Raw genomic sequence first — 20,094 nt, forward strand, 5'->3', positions numbered from 1 at the left:
GGAAGAGCGACACATGGATTATGATCCGTGCGATCGACAGCACGTTCTTTGAGGTTACGTCCTCTGATGGAGCGGTCCTCAATGCAATCCGCTCGGTTTACAAAGACGTACAGATGGCTTCCGGCCCGGTCACGTCAATTCCGATTGCGCCAGCCTGATGGGGTGCCGGCCCATCTGTTCGCTGGCGCTGCAGGCCTAGTCCGACCGCCACGCGCCGAGCAAGAACCGCCGCTTCGGTGTCGAGCCTGCCTGCTTCTGCACGTCGGGCAGGTCGACGGCGTAACGCTTCATCAGCAGCTTGATTGCCGTCCCGATGATCACAAACGGCGTCACGTAGATTGCGAAAACTTCGAAGGCGTTCATGGCGTCCTCCGCGGTTTCGGAGCAGGCATGCTAGCACAATCGCCGGGCGGAGGGGGACGGCGATCCGGGGTGCGCGCCGGACGAAATCGGGCGGGCAGTGCAACACGCTGCCGCTGATGCCGTCGCGCATGGCCGCATGCGGCGGCTTCGATTGACAGCGGCGGGCTCGGCGCTACGCTCTCGGAAGAGGACGTTTTCTCAAGAGAATCAACGGCCGAAGCAAGACCCAGAAGCAAAGACCCAGAAGAACCAAGAAAAGGGCAGGACACGCCGTGACACGCGTCATCGCGTCTTGAGCGGGACCACGCGGACTTCCGCGCTCGCGCCATTTCGCATCCGCAGCTATCGCTTTCAATGGCCGTCCGACCTGCTCACCTCCTGGGCGTTCGAGGTCGAGACGCTGGTGCTCGGCTGGTACATCATGGTCGAGACCGGCTCGGTGCTGCTGCTGACCGTGATGGCCTCGTTGCAATATGTCGGAACGCTGGTCGCGCCCGTCGTCGGCATGATCGGCGACCGCATGGGGCATCGCGATCTGCTCGCCGTGATGCGCTTTGCCTATACCGCGCTCGCCGGGACCATCATGATTCTGGCGCTGACGGGCCACCTGGCGCCGCTGAATGTCATGATCATCGTCGCGCTGATGGGCGTGATCCGTCCGTCGGACCTCGGCGTGCGCGGCGCGCTGCTCGCCGACATCATGCCGCCGGCGCAGCTGGTCGGCGCCATCAGCCTGGCGCGCACGACGCAGGACTCGGCGCGAATCGCCGGCGCACTGAGCGGAGCGGGATTGTTCGCCGCGCTCGGCATCGGCTATGTCTATGTCGGGATCGCGAGCTTCTATTTCGTTGCCGCGATCCTGATGCTCTGCATGGGCCGTCCGGCCCAAGTGCACGGCGCGGCCGATCAATCGGCAAACGACTTGCCCGGTTCGGCGCTGCTGCGCGACCTCAAGGAGGGCATCGTCTATGCCTGGAGCGGTCCCGGCATGCGCGCGGCGCTCTGCGTCGCGTTCCTTGCCAACCTCACCGCGTTTCCGCTCACCAACGGCCTGCTGCCCTATGTCGCGCGCGACATCTTCCATACCGACCAGACCGGGCTCGGCTATCTCTCCGCGAGTTTTGCATTCGGCTCGCTGATCGGCTCGATCACGCTCAGCATGGCCGGCGGCGTGCGCATCGCACGGCTTTTGATCGGCGCGACGCTCGCCTGGTATGCGATGCTTCTGGTGTTCGTCGAGCTCAGGACCATGCCGGTGGCGATGGCCTGTCTGGTGCTGGCCGGGATCGCGCAGAGCATGTCGATGATCTCGGCCGCCGTGATGCTGATGCGCAATGCCAGCGCGCATCTGCGCGGCCGCGTGATGGGCGTGCGCATGATGGTGATCTACGGCCTGCCGCTCGGCCTGCTCGCGGCCGGCAGCCTGATCGACCTGATCGGCTACACCGCGACCGGCACGCTGCTGGCGGCGGCGGGCTTCATCGCGATGCTGGCGATCGCGCTGCACTGGCGGGCCGATCTGTGGCCGGTGCATGCGCCGGCGAATGCAAGGTGAGTGAGTAGGCGTAGCCCCGATTTCGCTAGGTAGCCCGGATGAGCGAAGCGATATCCGGGGCGAATGGTCCCGCATGTCGCTGCGCTCATGCGGGCTACAAGCGACGTCATTAGGAAGACTTGCGGGCAGCCTCAAGTTGGCTGCACAGCTCGGAAGCGATCTCAGATTCATCCTGCTCGCGTATCGGGCCAAGCTTGCTCGCGAGCTCCCTTGCGCCTTGGACAGTTGCTCCGGCGGGAGTGAAGACATGAAGATAAGTGTCGTGCCAAGCCGGTCCATTGATAAGCACGGACCAGCGCCACTGATCATCGTGGCAAATTCCGAAGATGCGCCGTCCGTTGATCGGGTGCGTGACGCATAGTGGCCCTTCCCACCATGTTTCCTCTTGCACAGCACAGTCCCTCTGTTGGCATCAGGTTATCATGCCACATTCCGTATCCGGGTCGAGTGGTCCCGCATGTCGCTGTGCTCATGCGGGCTACGTTCTTGCATCCAAGCTACGAGGCCGCCGCCGTCAGGCGATCGCGCATGCGATCGACCGCCTCTGAGAATCGCCCAAACTCCTCCCTGGTGAACGCGACATACTGGGAATTTCCGCCGCTCAGTTCTGCAAGCACGACGTAGTACTCGCCAGATCCACTCTCTTGTTTGAGACGCAGGGACATCGTCGTGAAGCCGCCATTGGCTCGCGTTTCCATCTGCTCAACGACTTCTCCGGTTACGACCCTCTTGATCGACTTGAAGGCGGCAAAGAGCGATCCCATTTCGAGCATTCCAGATTGGTTGTCTGGGCGGAAGTATAGCTAATGTAGTAAGCAAGCGTAGCCCGAATTTCACCGCGCTCCGCGGGCTATAAGCGACCACGTAGCACAGAAGCGATGATCTCGGGCAAAGACATCATCAAGTACGTCATCTGGGTAAGCTTTGTTCTGACCCTGATCGCATTTTGCGTGACGTTCCTTGCACCGCGTGCAAGCCACTCCCAGACTGCGACAGCGCTCAAATTAATTGCGGCCGGCGTAGCCCGCATGAGCGAAGCGATATCCGGGGCCGCTGGTCCCGCATGTCGCTGCGCTCATGCGGGCTACGTCCTGCGATACGGTCGCTACGCCGCCTGAGCCGCTCGCCTGATATGCACCGGCACCGACTTGTACGACGGCGTGCCGCTTTCCTTGTCCTGGTAATCCAGCGGCACGAGGCCGTTGGCTTCCGGATAGTAGGCGGCGACCGAGCCGCGGGCGATGTCGTAGACGATCGCGGTCAGGGTGAGGCGGCGCGGCGCGCCAGAGGGCAGCGCGGTCTCGATCTCGACGAGATCGCCATGGGCCAGGCCGCGCGCGGTGAGGTCCGCCTCGTTGGCGAACAGCACGTCGCGCCGCCCGAACACGCCGCGATAGCGGTCGTTCAATCCATAGATCGTGGTGTTGTACTGATCGTGGCTGCGGATGGTGGCGAGCTTGAGGATGGTTTCATCGGTCAGCACCGGGTCCTCTTCGAGGCCGTCGAAGATCAGGAATTCGGCCTTGCCTGATGGCGTCGTCCATTTGCGCTCGGTCGGCGGCAGCGGCAGGCGGAAGCCGCCGGGAATCCGGATCCGCGCGTTGTAATCCTTGAAGTCGGGGAACACGCCCTCGATGGCGTCGCGGATGCGGTCGTAATCGGCGATCAGCTCAAGCCACGGCACCTTGCTCGCCGGCAAGGTCGCCATCGCCATGCCGGCAACGATGGCCGATTCCGAAAGCAGGTTTTCGGAGGCCGGGGTCAGCTTGCCGCGCGAGGCGTGCACCATCGACATCGAATCCTCGACCGTGACGACCTGCGGCCCCGAGGCCTGGATGTCGCGCTCGGTGCGGCCGAGCACCGGCAGGATGATCGATTGCTTGCCGACCAGGAGATGCGAGCGGTTGAGCTTGGTGCCGAGATGCACCGCAAGCTCGAGCTTGCGCATGCCGGCCGCGCAACGCTCGGGATCGGGCAGCGCGATGGCGAAATTGCCGCCGAGGCAGATCAGGACCTTGGACCGGCCGTCGTCGATCGCCTCCATCGCCGCGACCGCGTCATGGCCGTGATGGCGCGGCGGCTTGAAGCCGAAGGTGCGCTCGATGCCCTCGAACATCGGGATGTTGGGCTTCTCGGTGATGCCGACGGTGCGGTTGCCCTGCACGTTGGAGTGGCCGCGCAGCGGGCAGATGCCGGCGCCGGGCTTGCCGTAATTGCCCTTCAGCAGCAGCAGGTTTGCGATCTGTTGGACATTGTCGGTGCCGCGGCTGTGCTGGGTGATGCCCATGCCGTAGGTGATGATGGTGGCATTGGATTTGGCATAGGCGGCGGCGACCTCGCCGAGTTGGGCGCGGCTGAAACCGGAGACGGTCTCGATCGCCTGCCACGACGTGGCACGCAGGTCGGCGGCGAACGCGGCAAAGCCGTTGGTGTGCTCGGCGATGAAGGCATGATCGAGCACGTCGTGTGTTGCGTCATCCTTCTCGATCAGTGCCTTCATGACGCCTTTCAGCACCGCGGCGTCGGCGCCGACCTTGGGCTGATAATAGGTCGAGGCGATCCGCGTCGAGCCAAGGGTCGCCATCTCGATCGGGTCCTGCGGATCGGCAAAGCGCTCCAGCGCGCGCTCGCGCAGTGGATTGAACACGATGATCGGCACGCCGCGGCGCGAGACCTCCCACAGGGTGCCCATCATGCGCGGATGGTTGGTGCCGGGGTTGTGGCCCATCGCGATGATCAGCTCGCAATGGTCGAAATCGTCCAGCGACACCGTGCCCTTGCCGATGCCGATCGATTGCGGCAGCCCGACACTGGTCGCCTCGTGGCACATGTTCGAGCAGTCGGGGAAGTTGTTCGTGCCATACTCGCGCGCGAAGATCTGGAACAGGAACGCAGCCTCGTTCGAGGCGCGGCCCGAGGTGTAGAACTCGGCCATGTCAGGATCGGGCAGGCTGCGCAGGCTCGCGCCGATCCGCGCAAAGGCGTTATCCCAGCTGATCGGCTGGTAGGTGTCGCTTGCGGCGTCATAGGCGAGCGGCTCGGTCAGCCGGCCCTCGTTCTCCAGATGGAAATCGCTCCAGGTCAGCAGCTCGGTGACGGTATGGTCGGCGAAGAATTGAGGCGTGACGCGCTTGCTGGTCGCCTCCCAGGTCACGGCCTTGGCGCCGTTCTCGCAGAACTGGAAAGTGGAGGTGTGCTCCTTGTCCGGCCAGGCGCAGCCCGGACAGTCGAAGCCGTCCGGCTTGTTGGTGCGCAGCAGCGTGATCGGCGCCTCGACCAGGTCCATCTGGTCGCGAACCGCGATCGCCGTGGCCTTGAGGGCTCCCCAGCCGCCAGCCGGAGCATCATAGGGTCGGATACCGGGAACGTCGCGCTTTTGGACCATATGTCCTCCTGCAGCTCTTGAGTTCTGACCTCGTGCGTCTGTCCCGAAAATGATTGTTGTTTGGTCGCAGACTGGCGACGGCGTTCCGATCGACGTTCTCGATCCGGTGCGTCTGTCTCCCGACGGAGGTTAGACTAATCGGCTGAAGCCTGTGGTCAACAGTCTGTCAGGTTGCCGTCGTAGCCCGGATGGAGCGAAGCGCAATCCGGGGCAATTCGTCCCGCGGATGACGTGCCCCGGATTTCGCTGCGCTTCATCCGGGCTACAGGCGCCTACCGCTTGCGATCCAGAAACCCCTGCAACAGGCGCTGCGGCTCGCCGGTCTGGAAGGATTTTCCGAACACGCCGACGCTCAGATTCACCGACTCGGTCAGCGGCAGCTCTTCCCATTGCCGCAGCAGGTCCTTCTGGATCCGCAGCGCTTCGGGGCCGCATTCCAGCAGCGCCTTCACGGTGTGCTCGACGGCCTCATCGAGGCCGCCGGGTTTTGCCACGGTGTCGACCAGGCCCCAGGCGAGCGCGGTTTGGGCGTCGATGTTCTCCGCTGTCATCATCAGCCAGCGGGCGCGGCCCCAACCGATCAGGCGCGGCAGCAAAGCGGCATGAATCACCGAGGGGATGCCGACGCGCACCTCGGGCATGCCGAACATCGCGTCATGCGCGGCGACGCGGACGTCGCAGGCGGCCGCGACCTCAAGGCCGCCGCCGAGGCACCAGCCGGGCAGGCGGGCGATGACAGGCGCGGGGAATTTGCGCACGGCCTCGCAGAGATCGCGCAGGCGGCTGATGAACGCTTCGGCTGACGTCTGGTCGAGCTTCGCCATCTCCTTGATGTCGGCGCCGCCGATCATGCTGCGCTCGCTTTCGCCGGCCAGGATCACGGCGCGGATGGTCGGATCGGCGGCGAGGTGCTCAAAGCCTTCGCGCACGCCGTTGGTCACGGCCGAGCTGACGATGTTCAGCTTGCCGGCGTTGCAGATCGTGAGGCGGACGACGCCTCTGCTGTCGCGGTCGATGCCGCAGTGGGGATTGAGCATGTCCATGGAAAAAGTCCCGGCGCAGGAATTGATCGCGCCATGTCCCGGACAAAGCCTGTCTCTGTCAAGACACTGGCCGGCAGTTGCGCCGGGGGACGCGGATATATAGAATTATACGTATCATATAAATGGAGCCGTCATGACCGCCGCCGAGACACCAGACCTGCATTCGCCCGAACTGACGCGCACGCGCGTGGTGGAATGGCAGGCGCCCGGGCCGATCGCCAGGGCGGCGATGCCGATGTCCGGGATCGAGGCGATGCGCGCGATTCGCGACGGCCGTTTGCCGCCGCCGCCGATGGCAAAACTGATCGGCTTCCGCATGGCGGTTGTCGACGAAGGGCGGATCGTGATGGAACTCGAGCCGCATGAGAGCTTGGAAAACACCATCGGCCTCTTGCACGGCGCGACCGCCGCGGCGCTGCTCGATACCGCGATGGGCTGCGCGATCTCGACCCTGCTGCCGGCCGGGCAGACGTCGGTGACATTGGACCTCAAGCTGACCTATCTGCGCCCGCTCTCGGCGCGCTCGGGAACCATCTCGGCCGAGGGCAAGGTGATCAAGCTCGGCCGCCAGACCAGCTACACCGAAGGTTTTGTCCGCGACGGCAAGGGCAATCTTGCGGTGCACGCGACCGCGACGTTTTCCATGCTGGGTGGGGAACCAAAAGCGAAATAACTGCAGCATTCCGGACGCAAATCTGTTATTGTATGATTAGAAACATTCCATGAGAGCGGCATGCGCTATTCGAAAGAACACAAGCAGGAGACCCACGCGCGGATCGTGAAGAAGGCCGCGACGCGGCTGCGCGAGAAGGGCGCCCATGGCATCGGCGTCGCCGACCTGATGAAGGACGCCGGCCTGACCCATGGTGGCTTCTACGCGCATTTCGATTCACGCGAGGCACTGGTGATCGAGGCCTTCAACTACGCCATGGACCGCGCCAACGAGCGCTGGCGCAAGGTCACGGCGGAGGTGCCGCCGGAGAAGCGGCTTGCGACCATCGTCGACGGCTACCTGTCGGCGGTGCATCGCGACGACCCCGGGCAGGGCTGCGCGGTGCCGGCGCTCGGCGCCGAGATCGCCCGCGAAAGCCTGAAGACCCGCAAGGCCTTTGCGCTCAAGCTCGACCAGATGATCGACATGATCACCGACCAGATCCAGGACGCGCCGCGCAAGACCGCGCGCAAGCAGGCGATGGCCACGCTCGCGACCATGCTGGGCACCATCGTGATGTCGCGGATCGCAGGCAACGGCGAAATGTCCGACGAGATCCTGAGCGCGGGCCGCGAGGCGGTGCTCGGCCGGGCGGCGGTGACGAAGAAGCCGCGTGCGAGAGCGAATTAGGGGAGTTCCTGCGACGAGGCGCCCGATCTCCCCGGTTTGGTTTTCGTCGGCAACGAAGGCATGAGGCACCCTTGGGAAGGCCTCAGCCCTGCGAGGCTTCCGGAGTGATGGCCCTTCGCATACTCCCACTGACCTTGATGGCCGAGGCGGTAATCAATAACGACCACCATCGCGCTTTTGCTGTGTGAGCCATTCCGACAGCGTCCTCGTTTTTGATCGTGGATCGCCCGACGACCCTCGTCTGATACTGGTTCCGGAGCGATCCGACCGAAGCTTGGCTGATTCGGTTTCCACGATCGCGTCTGCGGAAGCCGACGATCTCTCGGCAGCTTCTCTCTCGAGGCGCAGCTTCTTCAATCGCGCCATTTTGTCTCGCTCGGCCTCTGTCTCGGCTCCGTCGGACAACAGCGTCTTGTGGTGAGCAGTCTCTGCTGAACCCCGGACTCCGATGACGGTTGTCTCGCCAAGCGCCTTGCAGGCCTCGAGCCGATGTAACCCCTCGAGCAAAACGAGGCGGCCCTCATCAGGCCGAACGAGAATGGGGACTTGTTGCCCAACCTCCAAAATACTCGCCGCGATTTCTTGAACGAGCTCAGGCCTGAGCGTTTTCCGTTTCTTAACGGGCACGTAAATCTGATCGATCGGAAGATTTTCCGGGTCGGGCACAGTGTTACTCCCTACTCAGGATCCGTCCAAAATGCGGTATAAGGATGAAGCGCTACACCGCCAAGGCATTTCTCAAACTGAGCTCGAGGGCCAGCGCTAGTCAGGTCGCCCCGGCAAACAGCGCGCGCTCGGCTTCCACCGTCTCGTAGACACAGTCCGCCACGGCGCTGCTACGGGGCGGGCCGCGAACTGGCGATCAGTCCGGAAGCCCCGCTTCGCGAAGGCCCTTGGCAAAAAGCGCAAGATGCTCTGCCCGGCGGAATGGGGCCAGATCCCCCAGATTGGAGATGCGCAAATCGGGATTGCGTTCGCGTACGCGTGCGATGCCTTCCCGTGCTCGCTCGAGGCGTCCAGTGAACGCATTGCTGGCCGCGAACATGCAGATTGCCAGCAGGAAATCCGGATTGTCGCGCAGCGCTTTCTCGGCCGATGACAGCGCCATGTCGTAACGGCCCGAGAGAAAGTGAGCATAGGACACGGCTGCGTGCATTGTGTGCATCGCCGGATCGAGCGGGCTCAGGCGCATGGCGCGCGCAGCGTAGTCAAGCGCGAGGTCGGGCTCGCCTCCAAAAGCTCTCACCCAGGCACCAAGATTCCAGGCTTGCGCCAGGTTCGGATTGATCGCCAGTCCGCGATCGACGAATGCGATAGCATCGTCGAACTCATGGGCGATAAAGGCGAGCACGTAGGCACCCATGCACATCGCTGCCGGGTCATCTGCTCCCAGATGCACTGCTTTCCGGCCGAGCCGCGTAGCTTCGGCCGATTCCTGGACAGGATCGATCATCCAGCGGCGTGCCTTGCGTTGGATGTAGCACCACCCGGCCATGCCATAAGCGCACGCCAGACCGGGGTCGAGCTCGATCGCCTTGCGAAAGAGCAGGAGCGCTTCGTTGTTGGTTTCTCTGGTCCATCGACGAACGCGCGCCAGGCCACGCAGGTAATAGTCGTATGCATCCAGATTCTCGGTTGGCTTGCGCCTGGCCCGCTTGATTTCCTCGCGTTGCAGCATGGGCGCGATTGCGCCGACGACGGTCGAGGTCACCTGGTCCTGCAGATCGAAGACATCTTCGAGCGCACCATCAAAGCGGTCAGCCCAGAGATGTGCGCCGGTCTCGGCATCGATGAGCTGGCCGGCGATGCGAATGCGATTTCCGGCCTTGCGCACGCTCCCTTCGAGGACATAGCGCACCGCGAGTTCGCGGCCAACCTGTTTGACGTCCACGGACCGGCCCTTGTAGGTGAAACTCGAATTGCGCGCGATCACGAGCAGCCAGCGAAACCGCGACAATGCCATCGTGATGTCCTCCACGATGCCGTCGGCGAAGTACTCCTGCTCCGGGTCGGCACTGAGGTTCTGGAACGGCAGCACGGCAATGGATGGCTTGTCGGGAAGCTTGGGGAGCGCCTGCGGTGGTTCGGCCGGGGCGCCGGCCGTCGCCGCGTGCTCCTCGCGGACCGCACCGACGAACCGGAAGCCTCTGCGCGGCAGGGTCTTGATGAGGCGCTGCTCATCGCCGGAATCGCCGATTGCGCTGCGCGCGGCGTTGAGGCGCGTGGTCAGGGCTGCGTCCGACACGCTGCGTCCATTCCAGATGGCGTCGATGACGTCGTCCTTGCTGACGACGCGCTCCCGGTTGCGGATCAGGAAGTCGAGCAGGTCGAATACCTGTGGCGCGACGGCGACCATGTCCGTTCCGCGATGCAGCTCGCGGCGGCCCGTGTCGAGTGCGTACTCCTCAAAGAGATAGCGCAAGCTGCGAATCCCTTGGGTGTGCCTCCGACGATCGCCGTGAGGCGCCTTGGCACCGCTTGGAGTGCCAAGAATAAGCCGCTGGTGAGGAAAATGTAAGCAGCGTGTTAAGCGCGCGCGTTCATGCCGCGGCACCTTGTCTGGGTGGATGAACGTATCCTGGAGGTGCTGCAATGAGCACGATCTACGGTCCAACGAGTTCAGCCCAGGCGGTCGCATCGACGCCGCGGATCTTCAGTGCTTTCAAGGGCTTTTGGGATGCAGTTCAGGAATGGCGCAAATGGGAGCGGCTTCGTTCCGATCTCGGCAGCCTGAGTGATCGGGAGCTAATGGACATCGGGATCTCGCGTGGTGAGGTCGACTATGTAGCATCGAACCGGGATACGGACCCGCGAGGCATTCGATCCGTCTGACGATGTCGGTGAGCCCTACGCCCCGCTGAACAGCGCGCGCTCGGACTCCACGGTCTCGTAGATGTAGTCCGCCACGGCGCGGATGCGCGCGAGGTCCTTGCTGTCGGCGTGCATCAGGAGCCAGAAGGTGCGCGAGATCCGCACCTCGTCGCGCAGCACCGGCTGCAACTCGGGGTGGGCGGACGCCATGAAGTGCGGCAGCACGGCGATGCCGAAGCCGGCGATGGTGGCGTTGAGCTGTGCGATCAGGTTGGCGCTGCGGAATTTGGCCGAGATCTTCGGCGAGACCAGCGGCAGATAGTCCAGTTCCGGCGTGAACAACAGTTCCTCGATATAGCCGACGAAGCGGTGCTTCGGCAGGTCGGCACGCGCGGCGATCTTTGGCGCCTGCGCCAGATAGCCGGGTGCGGCATAAAGCCCGAGCGTGTAGTCGAGCAGTTTGCGGCCGACGATGCGGCCCTCCTTCGGCATGGTCAGGCTGATCGCGATATCGGCCTCGCGCTTGGAGAGCGAGAACAGCCGCGCGGTGGCGACGAGCTGCAGATCGAGATCGGGATACCGCTCGGTGAACTTGACCAGCCGCGAGGCCAAAAAGTGGCTGCCGAAGCCGTCGGGCGCGCCGATCCGCACCGTGCCGGTGAGATGCGCGCGCGAGCCGCCGACCGCCTCCTGGTTGGCGACAATGGTCGATTCCATCGCCTCGGCGCTGTCCGCGACGCGCTGGCCGGCCTCGGTCAGCAGGTAGCCGGTCTTGCGGCGATCAAACAGTTTTGCGGAGAGGTGGCGCTCCAGCCGGTCGACACGCCGGATCACTGTGGCATGATCGACGCCGAGCTGCTTGGCGGCAGCCGACACCGACCCGCCGCGCACGATGGACAGCACGAAACGGAAGTCGTCCCAGTCGATCGTGTCGCCGCCTTGATCCTGCATTTCCGCACATCTAAGGTGCAATTTATCGGACTTGAATCCTATAAAATGCAGGGTCATTAGGGTTTGTAAAGCGATCTCGCCGCGAGGAGCGGCGATTCACGTCTTCAAGGGAGGATATTCATGCGCTCGATCGGACATTTCATCGGTGGCAAGGAGGTCAAGGGCACCTCGGGCCGTACGGCCGACGTCTTCGAGCCGATGACCGGCGACGTCCAGGCCAAGGTGGCGCTGGCCTCCAAGGCCGAGGTTCGCGCCGCGGTCGAGAACGCCCGCGCTGCGCAGGGCGAATGGGCCGCCACCAACCCGCAGCGCCGCGCGCGCGTGATGATGAAATTCGTCGAGCTGGTGCAGCGCGACTATGACAAGCTCGCCGAGCTGTTGGCGCGTGAGCACGGCAAGACCGTCCCCGACGCCAAGGGCGACATCCAGCGCGGCCTCGAGGTCGCCGAGTTCGCCTGCGGCATCCCGCATCTGATGAAGGGCGAGTACACCGAAGGCGCCGGCCCAGGCATCGACATCTATTCGATGCGCCAGCCGCTCGGCGTCGTCGCCGGCATCACGCCGTTCAACTTCCCGGCGATGATCCCGATGTGGAAGTTCGCGCCCGCGATCGCCTGCGGCAACGCCTTCATCCTCAAGCCGTCGGAGCGCGATCCGGGCGTGCCGATGATGCTTGCCGAATTGATGATCGAAGCGGGCCTGCCGGCCGGCATCCTCAACGTCGTCAACGGTGACAAGGAAGCGGTCGACGCCATCCTCGACGATCCCGACGTCAAGGCGATCGGCTTCGTCGGCTCGACCCCGATCGCGCAGTACATCTACGAGCGCGCCGCGCAGACCGGCAAGCGCTGCCAGTGCTTCGGCGGCGCCAAGAACCACGCCATCATCATGCCGGACGCCGACATGGACCAGGCGGTCGACGCGCTGATCGGCGCCGGCTACGGCTCGGCCGGCGAGCGCTGCATGGCGGTGTCGGTTGCGGTGCCCGTCGGCAAGACCACTGCCGACCGGCTGATGGAAAAGCTGATCCCGCGCGTCGAGTCGCTCAAGATCGGCACCTCGGTCGATCCGTCGGCCGACTATGGTCCGCTGGTGACCCGCGAGGCGGTCGAGAAGGTCAAGAGCTACATCGATATCGGCGTCAAGGAAGGCGCGACGCTCGCTGTCGACGGCCGCGGCTTCAAGATGCAGGGCTACGAGAACGGCTTCTATCTCGGCGGTTCGCTGTTCGACAACGTCACCAAGGACATGCGGATCTACAAGGAAGAGATTTTCGGTCCGGTGCTCTCGGTGGTGCGCGCCAAGGACTATCACGAGGCGCTGGCGCTGCCGTCCGACCACGACTACGGCAACGGCGTTGCGATCTTCACCCGTGACGGCGACGCCGCACGCGACTTCGCGGCCAAGGTCAATGTCGGCATGGTCGGCGTCAACGTGCCGATCCCGGTGCCGATCGCCTATTACACCTTCGGCGGCTGGAAGAAGTCCGGCTTCGGCGATCTCAACCAGCACGGTCCGGACTCGGTTCGCTTCTACACCAAGACCAAGACGGTGACCTCGCGTTGGCCGTCCGGCGTCAAGGACGGCGCGGAGTTCTCGATCCCGACGATGAAGTAAATCCGTTCAGGGCGAGGCAATGATGCAGTTCGCTCTCAACGAGGACCAGATCGCAGTTCGCGACATGGCGCGAGCGTTTGCGGCGGAGAAGATCGCGCCGCACGCGCTCGAGTGGGACGAGAAGAAGCACTTTCCGGTGGACGTGATGCGCGAGGCAGCAGGCCTCGGCATCGGCGGCATCTATATCAAGGACGATGTCGGCGGCTCGGCGATGACGCGCTTCGACGCCGCGCTGATCTTCGAGGCCTTGGCGACGGGCTGTCCGACCACGTCCGCCTTCATCTCGATCCACAACATGGCGTCGTGGATGATCGATGCCCATGGCAACGACACCCAGCGCCACAGATGGCTGCCGAAGCTCTGCACCATGGAGCTGCTCGCCAGCTACTGCCTGACCGAGCCGGGCGCCGGCTCCGACGCCGCTGCGCTGCGCACCCGCGCGGTGCGCGACGGCGATCATTACGTGCTCAACGGCCAGAAGCAGTTCATCTCCGGCGCCGGCAGCACCGATCTCCTGGTGGCGATGGTGCGCACCGGTGGCGATGGCCCCGGCGGCGTCTCGACGATCGTCGTCGACGGCAAGACGCCGGGCGTCTCGTTCGGCGCCAACGAGCGCAAGATGGGCTGGAATGCGCAGCCGACCCGCGCGGTCGTATTCGAGAACGCGCGCGTGCCGGTCGAAAACCGGCTCGGCGAGGAGGGCATCGGCTTCAAGATCGCGATGGCCGGCCTCGATGGCGGCCGTCTCAACATCGCAGCGTGCTCGCTCGGCGGTGCGCAGACGGCGCTCGACAAGGCGCTGGCCTACATGAAGGACCGCAAGGCGTTTGGAAAGCGGCTCGACGAGTTCCAGGCGCTGCAGTTCAAGATCGCCGACATGGCGACCGAGCTGGAAGCCGCACGCACTTTTCTGTGGCGCGCAGCCGCGGCGCTCGACCGCAAGGATGCTGACGCGTCCATGCTGTGCGCGATGGCGAAACGGTTCGGCACCGATGTCGGCTTCGAGGTCGCCAACCAGGCGCTGCAATTGCATGGCGGCTACGGCTACCTCAGCGAATACGGCGTCGAGAAGATCGTGCGCGATTTGCGCGTGCATCAGATCCTCGAAGGCACCAATGAAATCATGCGGCTGATCGTGTCGCGCAAGTTGATTGAGGGCGCGCGATGAATGATGTGGCCGCTGCCGAAGGCGACCTGATTGCGCGCAAGGAAGGGGCGGCCGGCATCATCCGGCTCAACCGGCCGAAGGCGATCAATGCCGTGACATTGGAGATGTTTCACGACATCGACAAGGCGCTCGACGCGTTCGAGGCCGATCCTGATGTCGCGGTCATCGTGCTGGAAGGGGCCGGCGAGCGCGGCCTCTGCGCCGGCGGCGATATCCGCGCGCTCTGGGAAAGCTCGAAGGCCAAGGGCGACCTCGGCAAGATACTGTGGCGCGACGAGTACATCCTCAACGCGCGGATCAAGAAATTTCCGAAGCCCTACGTCGCCTTCATGGACGGCATCGTGATGGGCGGCGGCGTCGGCCTGTCGGCGCACAGCCGGCACCGCGTGGTGACCGAGCGAACCAAGCTGGCGATGCCCGAAGTCGGGCTCGGCTTCTTCCCCGATGTCGGCGGCACCTATCTGCTGTCGCGTTCGCCCGGCGAGGTCGGCACCTATTTTGGTCTCACCGGCACCACCATGAACGGACCCGATGCGATCTATGCTAAATTCGCTGACGCGGTGGTGCCGAGCGCCGAGCTTCCGGCGTTGCGCGAGGCGCTGATCAAGGTTGCGCCGGGCACGACGTCCGCCGAAATCGACCGGCTGATCGCAGGTTTTGCCACCGGTGAGAAATCCGGCCCTGTCGCTGCGATGCAGGCCAGGATCGACGGCTGGTTCGCGCGCGGACGGATGGAAGACATAGTTGACGCGCTGAAAGCCGATGGCTCTGACCTCGCGCAAGCCACGCTGAAGACGCTCGGCGAGAAGTCGCCGCGCGGCATGGTGGTGACACTGAAACTGTTGCGATTGGCGCGCGCCACCGAGACGCTGGAGGAGTGCCTGGTGCGCGAATATCGCGCGGCGCTCGAAGTGTTCGCCAGCGACGATTTCCGCGAGGGCGTGCGCGCCGCCGTGATCGACAAGGACCGCAATCCGAAATGGTCGCCGGCCAATATCGAGGACGTGACGGCGGAGATGCTGGCGCCTTACTTCGCCGAGATCGGTGCCGATGAACTGAAATTTCCTGACAGCAAATAGAAACGTCGCAAGCGGAGGACTTCCCATGGCAAACGTCGCATTCATCGGGCTCGGCAATATGGGCGGGCCGATGGCGGCCAATCTGGTCAAGGCCGGCCACAAGGTGACCGCGTTCGATCTGGTCGCAGCATCGCGCGATCAGGCGAGGCACGACGGCGCCGCGATCGCCGAGAGCGGCGTCGGCGCGGTGAAGGGCGCCGATGTCGTGATCACGATGCTGCCGGCCGGCAAGCATGTGCTCGGCGTCTGGAACGAGGTGCTGCCCGCGATGGTGAAGGGCACGCTGATCATCGATTGCTCGACCATCGACGTCGAGAGCGCCAAGCAGGCGCATGCGCTTGCCGCCAAGCACGGCATCGCCTCAGTCGATGCGCCGGTTTCCGGCGGCACCGGCGGCGCCAAGGGCGCGACGCTGACCTTCATGTGCGGCGGTGAGGCGAAGGCGTTCGCGGCGGCGCAGCCGATGCTGGCCAACATGGGCAAGAAGATCGTGCATTGCGGCGGCGGCGGCGCAGGGCAGGCGGCCAAGATCTGCAACAACATGATCCTCGGCATTTCCATGATCGCGGTCGGCGAGGCCTTTGTGCTTGCCGAAAAGCTCGGCCTGTCGCACCAGGCGCTGTTCGACGTCGCCTCGACTTCGTCGGGACAGTGCTGGTCGCTGACCACCTACTGCCCGGTTCCCGGCCCGGTGCCGACCTCGCCGGCCAACAACGATTACAAGCCGGGTTTCGCCTCGAACCTGATGGTCAAGGACCTGACGCTGGCACAGGACGCCGCCAATGCCGCCGGCGCCGTGACGCCGCTCGGCAAGCATGCGCAGGAGCTCTATAAGACCTTCGACGCGTCGGGGCACGGCGGGGTCGACTTTTCAGGAATTATCCAGCACGTTCGGAGCCTCGCTGGGAAATAGCGGGCCTTCCACTGGTAGCCCGGATGGAGCGTAGCGAAAATCCGGGACCGCTTCATCAGTTGGCGTGACCGGCCCGGATTTCGCTACGCTCCATCCGGGCTACGATTGAATGCAACGCTGGTTGCCTAGCGTGAATTCGACGGGTTCGGACGATGACCACATTTCAGGACGCACGCGCCTTTCTGCTCAAGCACCGCACCGACTACGACGCCGCGGTGAAGGGATTTCGCTGGCCGGATCCCGTGCCGTTCAACTGGGCGCTCGACTGGTTCGACGCCGAGCTGGCGCACAATGCCGACAGCCGCGACCGGCCGGCGCTGTGGATCGTCGATGCTGCCAGCGGCAACGAGACCAATCTGTCGTTCGCCGAGCTGTCGCGCCGCTCCAACCAGGTCGCGAACTTCCTGCGCGCGCAGGGGCTGAAGCGCGGCGACCATCTGCTGCTGCTGCTCGGCAATGTGGTGCCGCTGTGGGAGACCATGCTGGCGGCGATGAAGCTCGGCGTCGTCGTGATCCCCGCGACCACGCTATTGACCGCGGATGAATTGCGCGACCGGCTCGATCGCGGCAAGGCGAAGGCGGTGGTCGCCACGCAGGATCAGGTCGCGAAGTTCGCAGGCCTCGGCGGCGACAAGCTGGTGCGCATCGTGGTCGGCGCGACGCAGCCGCAGGACGGCTGGTTGCCGTTCGAGGATGCAGCCAAGGCGTCGGATGCCTTCACGCCTGATGGCCCGACCAAGGCCGATGACCCGATGCTGCTGTATTTCACCTCGGGCACCACGGCAAAGCCGAAGCTGGTGCGGCACAGCCAGCGCAGCTATCCGGTCGGCCATCTCTCGACCATGTATTGGATCGGCCTGCAGCCCGGCGACATCCATCTCAACATTTCCTCGCCCGGCTGGGCCAAGCATGCCTGGAGTTGCTTCTTCGCGCCGTGGAATGCCGGTGCAACGATCTTCATCGCCAACCAGCCGCGCTTCGAGGCGAAGGGACTGCTCTCGATCATCGGCCGCTGCGGCGTCACCACGCTGTGCGCGCCGCCTACGGTGTGGCGGATGTTCATTCAGGAGCAACTGTCGGACTTCAAGGTGAGCCTGCGTGAAGTGTGCGGCGCGGGCGAGCCGCTCAATCCCGAGATCATCGACCAGGTCAAATCGGCCTGGGGCCTGACCATCCGCGACGGCTACGGCCAGACTGAGACCACGGCGCTGGCCGGCAACTCGCCGGGGCAGAAGGTCAAGGTCGGCTCGATGGGCCGGCCGCTGCCGGGCTATCGGGTGCAGGTGACCGACAATGACGGCCACGCCGCGAAGGAGGGCGAGGTGACGCTGCTGCTCGGCCCTGACCGGCCGGCGGGCCTGATGCAGGGCTATCAGGGCGACGACGGCAAGCTGATCGGCACCGACGGCGAGATCTATCGCAGCGGTGACGTCGTGTTCACCGATGACGAGGGCTATCTCACCTTCGTCGGCCGCACCGACGACGTGTTCAAGTCCTCCGACTACCGCATCTCACCATTCGAGCTGGAGAGCGTGCTGCTGGAGCATGATGCGGTGGCAGAAGCTGCCGTGGTGCCGAGCCCGGACCCGATCCGGCTCGCGATCCCCAAGGCCTATATATTGCTGGTATCAGGCGTCGAGCGCAGCCCGGAGACGGCGCTGTCGATCTTCAAACATTTGCACACGCGGCTCGCACCGTTTAAACGCATCCGCAAGATCGAGCTGGTCACCGAACTGCCAAAGACGATTTCTGGAAAAATCCGCCGGGTACAGTTGCGCCGGCTCGAACATGACGATGTCAGAAGCGATGCGTTGCGCGGAGCCGAGTTCCGCGAGGAAGAATTTCCGGAGCTGCAAAAGGTGCGGACCTCCGGTTAGCAGAGGTTAGCCAATGAACGAAGTCTGGAAGAAGCCGCCGGTGTCGCTGGAAACCTACCAGGGCATGGTCGGCAAGGAGATCGGCGTGTCCTCATGGCACCTGCTCGATCAGGGCCGCATCGACACCTATGCCGACGTGATCGAGGATCACCAGTTCATCCATGTCGATCCCGACCGCGCGAAGAAGGAGACCGCCTTCGGCACCACGATCGCCCATGGCTTCCTGACGATGTCGTTGCTGTCGATCATGTCCTACGAGGTGATGCCGGTGCTCGAGGGCACCGCGATGGGCGTCAATTACGGCTTCGACAAGCTGCGCTTCATCTCGCCGGTGCGCTCGGGAAAGCGCGTTCGCGGCCGCTTTGTGCTGGCGGAAGCCACGCTGCGCAAGCCGAAGGAACTGCTGTCGCGCACCAACGTCACGGTCGAGATCGAGGGCGAGGAGAAGCCAGCGCTGGTCGCCGACTGGCTCGGCCTGATCTATTTCAGCTGAGGGATGGTTGAGTAGCTCCACTTTTCCCGCAAGCGGGAGAGGTGGAGCGAGCCCGCCTCGACCCGCCTTCACAGGTTGTGCGTTGCACCGCTCATCCACATAGCGCATTGACGGCTTTGATCCCTGGTGTCCATCATGCCCCCGTTGAGGCGGTGCGGTCCCGGGAGTGGCAGCCATGGTGCAGAACATCGTCGCCGGACTTGTCGTGGTCGGTTTGATTTTGATTGGCTCGATGAGCTACGCCCAGGAGCATCACGAGTGCTGGAGCGGGCACCTGCTCAAAAGCCTGAAACCCTGCGGGTCGATGACCCCAGACGTCTAGCGCCCCCTGGTGGCCGCTTGGGTCCTGGCCGGGCTTGACCCGGCCATCCATCGCTGCTCAAAAGCGGCCAATCGCGAGCGTTTTCGCCCTCTCCCCCTGTGGGAGAGGGTGGCTTCGCGGAACGCGAAGCCGGGTGAGGGGTCTGTCTCTACGCAAAGACACTCACGTGCGCTCGCGGAGACAGACCCCTCATCCGGCGCTTCGCGCCACCTTCTCCCAAAAGGGGGGGAAGGGAAGTAAGAGCAGGAACGACAAGCATGGCAATCAGGTTTGACGGACGCGTCGCTATCGTCACCGGCGCGGGCAATGGTCTTGGGCGGGCGCATGCGCTGGGGCTCGCCAGCCGCGGCGCCAAGGTCGTGGTCAACGATTTCGGCGGCGCGCGCGACGGCACCGGCGGCTCGCTGTCGCCGGCCGAGACCGTGGTCGAGGAGATCCGCAAGGCCGGCGGCACCGCGATGGCCGACGGCGCCGACGTCTCGAACTTCGAGCAGGTCACCGCGATGGTCGAGCGGGCCACCAAGGAGTGGGGCAGCGTCGATCTGCTCTGCGCCAATGCCGGCATCCTGCGCGACAAGTCGTTCACCAAGCTCGAGGTTGCCGACTGGGCCAAGGTGCTCGACGTGCATCTCACCGGCACCTTCTATTGCTGCAAGGCGGTGTGGGCCGGCATGCGCGAGCGCAACTACGGCCGCATCGTGCTGACGACGTCGTCGTCCGGCCTGTTCGGCAATTTCGGCCAGGCCAATTACGGCGCAGCGAAGGCCGGCATGGTCGGCCTGATGAACGTGCTCGCCGAAGAGGGCCGCAAGAACAACATCAAGGTCAACACCGTCTCGCCGACGGCTGCGACCCGCATGACCGAGGAACTGCTGCCGCCGCAGGCGCTGGCGCTGATGAAGCCGGAAGCGATCACGCCGGCGGTCGAATTCCTGCTCTCGGAGGATGCGCCGACCCGCACCATCATGGGCGCCGGTGCCGGTTCGTTCGCGGTGATCCGCGTGCTGGAGACCGAAGGCGTCAACCTGCCGCAATCCGAATGGACGCCCGACGGCGTCGCCGCGCACTTCAACGCGATCAGCGACATGTCGACCGCGAAGGCGTTGCAGGGCGCGTTCGAGCAGACGCAGAAATACGTCGCCCAGGCCGCCGCGCGGGCCGGGATCAAGCTCTGA

At 64.3% G+C, this 20,094-nt stretch carries 19 protein-coding genes; 12 read left to right on the top strand and 7 right to left on the bottom strand.

Going from position 1 to position 20,094, the window contains the following annotated elements; genetic code table 11:
- Nucleotides 1-195: 195 nt before the first annotated feature.
- Complete coding sequence (locus JQ573_RS01340; protein ID WP_212318011.1) at nucleotides 196-363, bottom strand: hypothetical protein; 168 nt, start codon at nucleotides 361-363, stop codon at nucleotides 196-198.
- A gap of 292 nt (nucleotides 364-655) precedes the next feature.
- Here JQ573_RS01340 and JQ573_RS01345 point away from each other — a divergent pair, with 292 nt between their 5' ends.
- Complete coding sequence (locus JQ573_RS01345) at nucleotides 656-1,918, top strand: MFS transporter (protein ID WP_212318009.1); 1,263 nt, start codon at nucleotides 656-658, stop codon at nucleotides 1,916-1,918.
- A 497-nt stretch (nucleotides 1,919-2,415) separates the two neighbouring features.
- Here JQ573_RS01345 and JQ573_RS01350 read toward each other — a convergent pair whose 3' ends face one another.
- The 3 genes from JQ573_RS01350 to JQ573_RS01360 all read right to left on the bottom strand — a co-directional run bounded on the left by JQ573_RS01350 (nucleotide 2,416) and on the right by JQ573_RS01360 (nucleotide 6,346).
- A complete protein-coding gene (locus JQ573_RS01350) occupies nucleotides 2,416-2,682 on the bottom strand; it encodes a hypothetical protein (RefSeq protein WP_212318007.1) in 267 nt (88 codons plus the stop codon).
- A gap of 341 nt (nucleotides 2,683-3,023) precedes the next feature.
- Nucleotides 3,024-5,303, bottom strand: coding sequence for an FdhF/YdeP family oxidoreductase (locus tag JQ573_RS01355; RefSeq protein WP_212318005.1), 2,280 nt, complete (start codon nucleotides 5,301-5,303; stop codon nucleotides 3,024-3,026).
- 272 nt (nucleotides 5,304-5,575) lie between these two features.
- Nucleotides 5,576-6,346 carry an enoyl-CoA hydratase gene (locus JQ573_RS01360; RefSeq protein WP_212318003.1) on the bottom strand — a complete coding sequence of 257 codons (771 nt, stop codon included), beginning with the start codon at nucleotides 6,344-6,346 and terminating at the stop codon, nucleotides 5,576-5,578.
- A gap of 133 nt (nucleotides 6,347-6,479) precedes the next feature.
- Here JQ573_RS01360 and JQ573_RS01365 point away from each other — a divergent pair, with 133 nt between their 5' ends.
- A complete protein-coding gene (locus JQ573_RS01365; protein ID WP_212318001.1) occupies nucleotides 6,480-7,019 on the top strand; it encodes a PaaI family thioesterase in 540 nt (179 codons plus the stop codon).
- Between the two features lie 60 nt (nucleotides 7,020-7,079).
- Nucleotides 7,080-7,688, top strand: coding sequence for a TetR/AcrR family transcriptional regulator (locus tag JQ573_RS01370; RefSeq protein WP_212317999.1), 609 nt, complete (start codon nucleotides 7,080-7,082; stop codon nucleotides 7,686-7,688).
- A 153-nt stretch (nucleotides 7,689-7,841) separates the two neighbouring features.
- Here the strand turns inward: JQ573_RS01370 and JQ573_RS01375 are convergent, their stop codons facing one another.
- Nucleotides 7,842-8,354: a ParB N-terminal domain-containing protein gene (locus JQ573_RS01375; RefSeq protein WP_212317997.1), complete on the bottom strand. Its 513-nt coding sequence runs from the start codon at nucleotides 8,352-8,354 to the stop codon at nucleotides 7,842-7,844.
- A gap of 196 nt (nucleotides 8,355-8,550) precedes the next feature.
- Entirely contained in the window at nucleotides 8,551-10,110 is a 1,560-nt protein-coding gene (locus tag JQ573_RS01380) for a winged helix-turn-helix domain-containing protein (RefSeq protein WP_212317995.1), read from the bottom strand.
- 170 nt (nucleotides 10,111-10,280) lie between these two features.
- Between JQ573_RS01380 and JQ573_RS01385 the strand changes: the two genes are divergently transcribed.
- Nucleotides 10,281-10,520: a DUF1127 domain-containing protein gene (locus JQ573_RS01385; protein WP_212317993.1), complete on the top strand. Its 240-nt coding sequence runs from the start codon at nucleotides 10,281-10,283 to the stop codon at nucleotides 10,518-10,520.
- A 15-nt stretch (nucleotides 10,521-10,535) separates the two neighbouring features.
- Here JQ573_RS01385 and JQ573_RS01390 read toward each other — a convergent pair whose 3' ends face one another.
- Nucleotides 10,536-11,450 (bottom strand): LysR family transcriptional regulator, encoded by a 915-nt coding sequence (locus tag JQ573_RS01390; RefSeq protein ID WP_212317991.1) that lies wholly within the window; start codon nucleotides 11,448-11,450, stop codon nucleotides 10,536-10,538.
- Nucleotides 11,451-11,570: 120 nt separating this feature from the next.
- Here JQ573_RS01390 and JQ573_RS01395 point away from each other — a divergent pair, with 120 nt between their 5' ends.
- From JQ573_RS01395 to JQ573_RS01430, 8 genes are all read left to right on the top strand, one after another.
- The gene (locus JQ573_RS01395; RefSeq protein ID WP_212317989.1) at nucleotides 11,571-13,067 is read left to right on the top strand and encodes a CoA-acylating methylmalonate-semialdehyde dehydrogenase; all 1,497 of its coding nucleotides are present in this window, start codon (nucleotides 11,571-11,573) and stop codon (nucleotides 13,065-13,067) included.
- Nucleotides 13,068-13,089: 22 nt separating this feature from the next.
- Nucleotides 13,090-14,235 (top strand): isobutyryl-CoA dehydrogenase, encoded by a 1,146-nt coding sequence (locus tag JQ573_RS01400; protein WP_212317987.1) that lies wholly within the window; start codon nucleotides 13,090-13,092, stop codon nucleotides 14,233-14,235.
- Nucleotides 14,232-15,314 (top strand): enoyl-CoA hydratase/isomerase family protein, encoded by a 1,083-nt coding sequence (locus JQ573_RS01405; protein ID WP_212317985.1) that lies wholly within the window; start codon nucleotides 14,232-14,234, stop codon nucleotides 15,312-15,314. Before JQ573_RS01400 ends, JQ573_RS01405 begins: the two co-directional genes overlap by 4 nt.
- Nucleotides 15,315-15,339: 25 nt before the next feature.
- Entirely contained in the window at nucleotides 15,340-16,227 is an 888-nt protein-coding gene (gene mmsB, locus JQ573_RS01410; protein WP_212317983.1) for a 3-hydroxyisobutyrate dehydrogenase, read from the top strand.
- 152 nt (nucleotides 16,228-16,379) lie between these two features.
- Nucleotides 16,380-18,104, top strand: coding sequence for an AMP-binding protein (locus tag JQ573_RS01415; protein ID WP_212317981.1), 1,725 nt, complete (start codon nucleotides 16,380-16,382; stop codon nucleotides 18,102-18,104).
- Nucleotides 18,105-18,117: 13 nt separating this feature from the next.
- Nucleotides 18,118-18,597 (top strand): MaoC family dehydratase, encoded by a 480-nt coding sequence (locus JQ573_RS01420; protein WP_212317979.1) that lies wholly within the window; start codon nucleotides 18,118-18,120, stop codon nucleotides 18,595-18,597.
- 175 nt (nucleotides 18,598-18,772) lie between these two features.
- On the top strand, nucleotides 18,773-18,919 hold the full coding sequence (locus JQ573_RS01425; RefSeq protein WP_212317977.1) for a hypothetical protein: 147 nt from the start codon (nucleotides 18,773-18,775) through the stop codon (nucleotides 18,917-18,919).
- 257 nt (nucleotides 18,920-19,176) lie between these two features.
- Nucleotides 19,177-20,094 carry an SDR family NAD(P)-dependent oxidoreductase gene (locus JQ573_RS01430; protein WP_212317975.1) on the top strand — a complete coding sequence of 306 codons (918 nt, stop codon included), beginning with the start codon at nucleotides 19,177-19,179 and terminating at the stop codon, nucleotides 20,092-20,094.

This window comes from Bradyrhizobium sp. AUGA SZCCT0105, assembly GCF_018129565.1.
Classification (GTDB): domain Bacteria; phylum Pseudomonadota; class Alphaproteobacteria; order Rhizobiales; family Xanthobacteraceae; genus Bradyrhizobium.

Bases quoted from the DNA above. Each gene is read 5' to 3' on its own strand.
- JQ573_RS01340 (WP_212318011.1), bottom strand. From the start codon at position 363: ATGAACGCCTTCGAAGTTTTCGCAATCTACGTGACGCCGTTTGTGATC.
- JQ573_RS01350 (WP_212318007.1), bottom strand. From the start codon at position 2,682: ATGGGATCGCTCTTTGCCGCCTTCAAGTCGATCAAGAGGGTCGTAACC.
- JQ573_RS01355 (WP_212318005.1), bottom strand. From the start codon at position 5,303: ATGGTCCAAAAGCGCGACGTTCCCGGTATCCGACCCTATGATGCTCCG.
- JQ573_RS01360 (WP_212318003.1), bottom strand. From the start codon at position 6,346: ATGGACATGCTCAATCCCCACTGCGGCATCGACCGCGACAGCAGAGGC.
- JQ573_RS01365 (WP_212318001.1), top strand. From the start codon at position 6,480: ATGACCGCCGCCGAGACACCAGACCTGCATTCGCCCGAACTGACGCGC.
- JQ573_RS01370 (WP_212317999.1), top strand. From the start codon at position 7,080: ATGCGCTATTCGAAAGAACACAAGCAGGAGACCCACGCGCGGATCGTG.
- JQ573_RS01385 (WP_212317993.1), top strand. From the start codon at position 10,281: ATGAGCACGATCTACGGTCCAACGAGTTCAGCCCAGGCGGTCGCATCG.
- JQ573_RS01390 (WP_212317991.1), bottom strand. From the start codon at position 11,450: ATGCAGGATCAAGGCGGCGACACGATCGACTGGGACGACTTCCGTTTC.
- JQ573_RS01395 (WP_212317989.1), top strand. From the start codon at position 11,571: ATGCGCTCGATCGGACATTTCATCGGTGGCAAGGAGGTCAAGGGCACC.
- JQ573_RS01400 (WP_212317987.1), top strand. From the start codon at position 13,090: ATGCAGTTCGCTCTCAACGAGGACCAGATCGCAGTTCGCGACATGGCG.
- JQ573_RS01405 (WP_212317985.1), top strand. From the start codon at position 14,232: ATGAATGATGTGGCCGCTGCCGAAGGCGACCTGATTGCGCGCAAGGAA.
- mmsB (WP_212317983.1), top strand. From the start codon at position 15,340: ATGGCAAACGTCGCATTCATCGGGCTCGGCAATATGGGCGGGCCGATG.
- JQ573_RS01415 (WP_212317981.1), top strand. From the start codon at position 16,380: ATGACCACATTTCAGGACGCACGCGCCTTTCTGCTCAAGCACCGCACC.
- JQ573_RS01420 (WP_212317979.1), top strand. From the start codon at position 18,118: ATGAACGAAGTCTGGAAGAAGCCGCCGGTGTCGCTGGAAACCTACCAG.
- JQ573_RS01425 (WP_212317977.1), top strand. From the start codon at position 18,773: ATGGTGCAGAACATCGTCGCCGGACTTGTCGTGGTCGGTTTGATTTTG.
- JQ573_RS01430 (WP_212317975.1), top strand. From the start codon at position 19,177: ATGGCAATCAGGTTTGACGGACGCGTCGCTATCGTCACCGGCGCGGGC.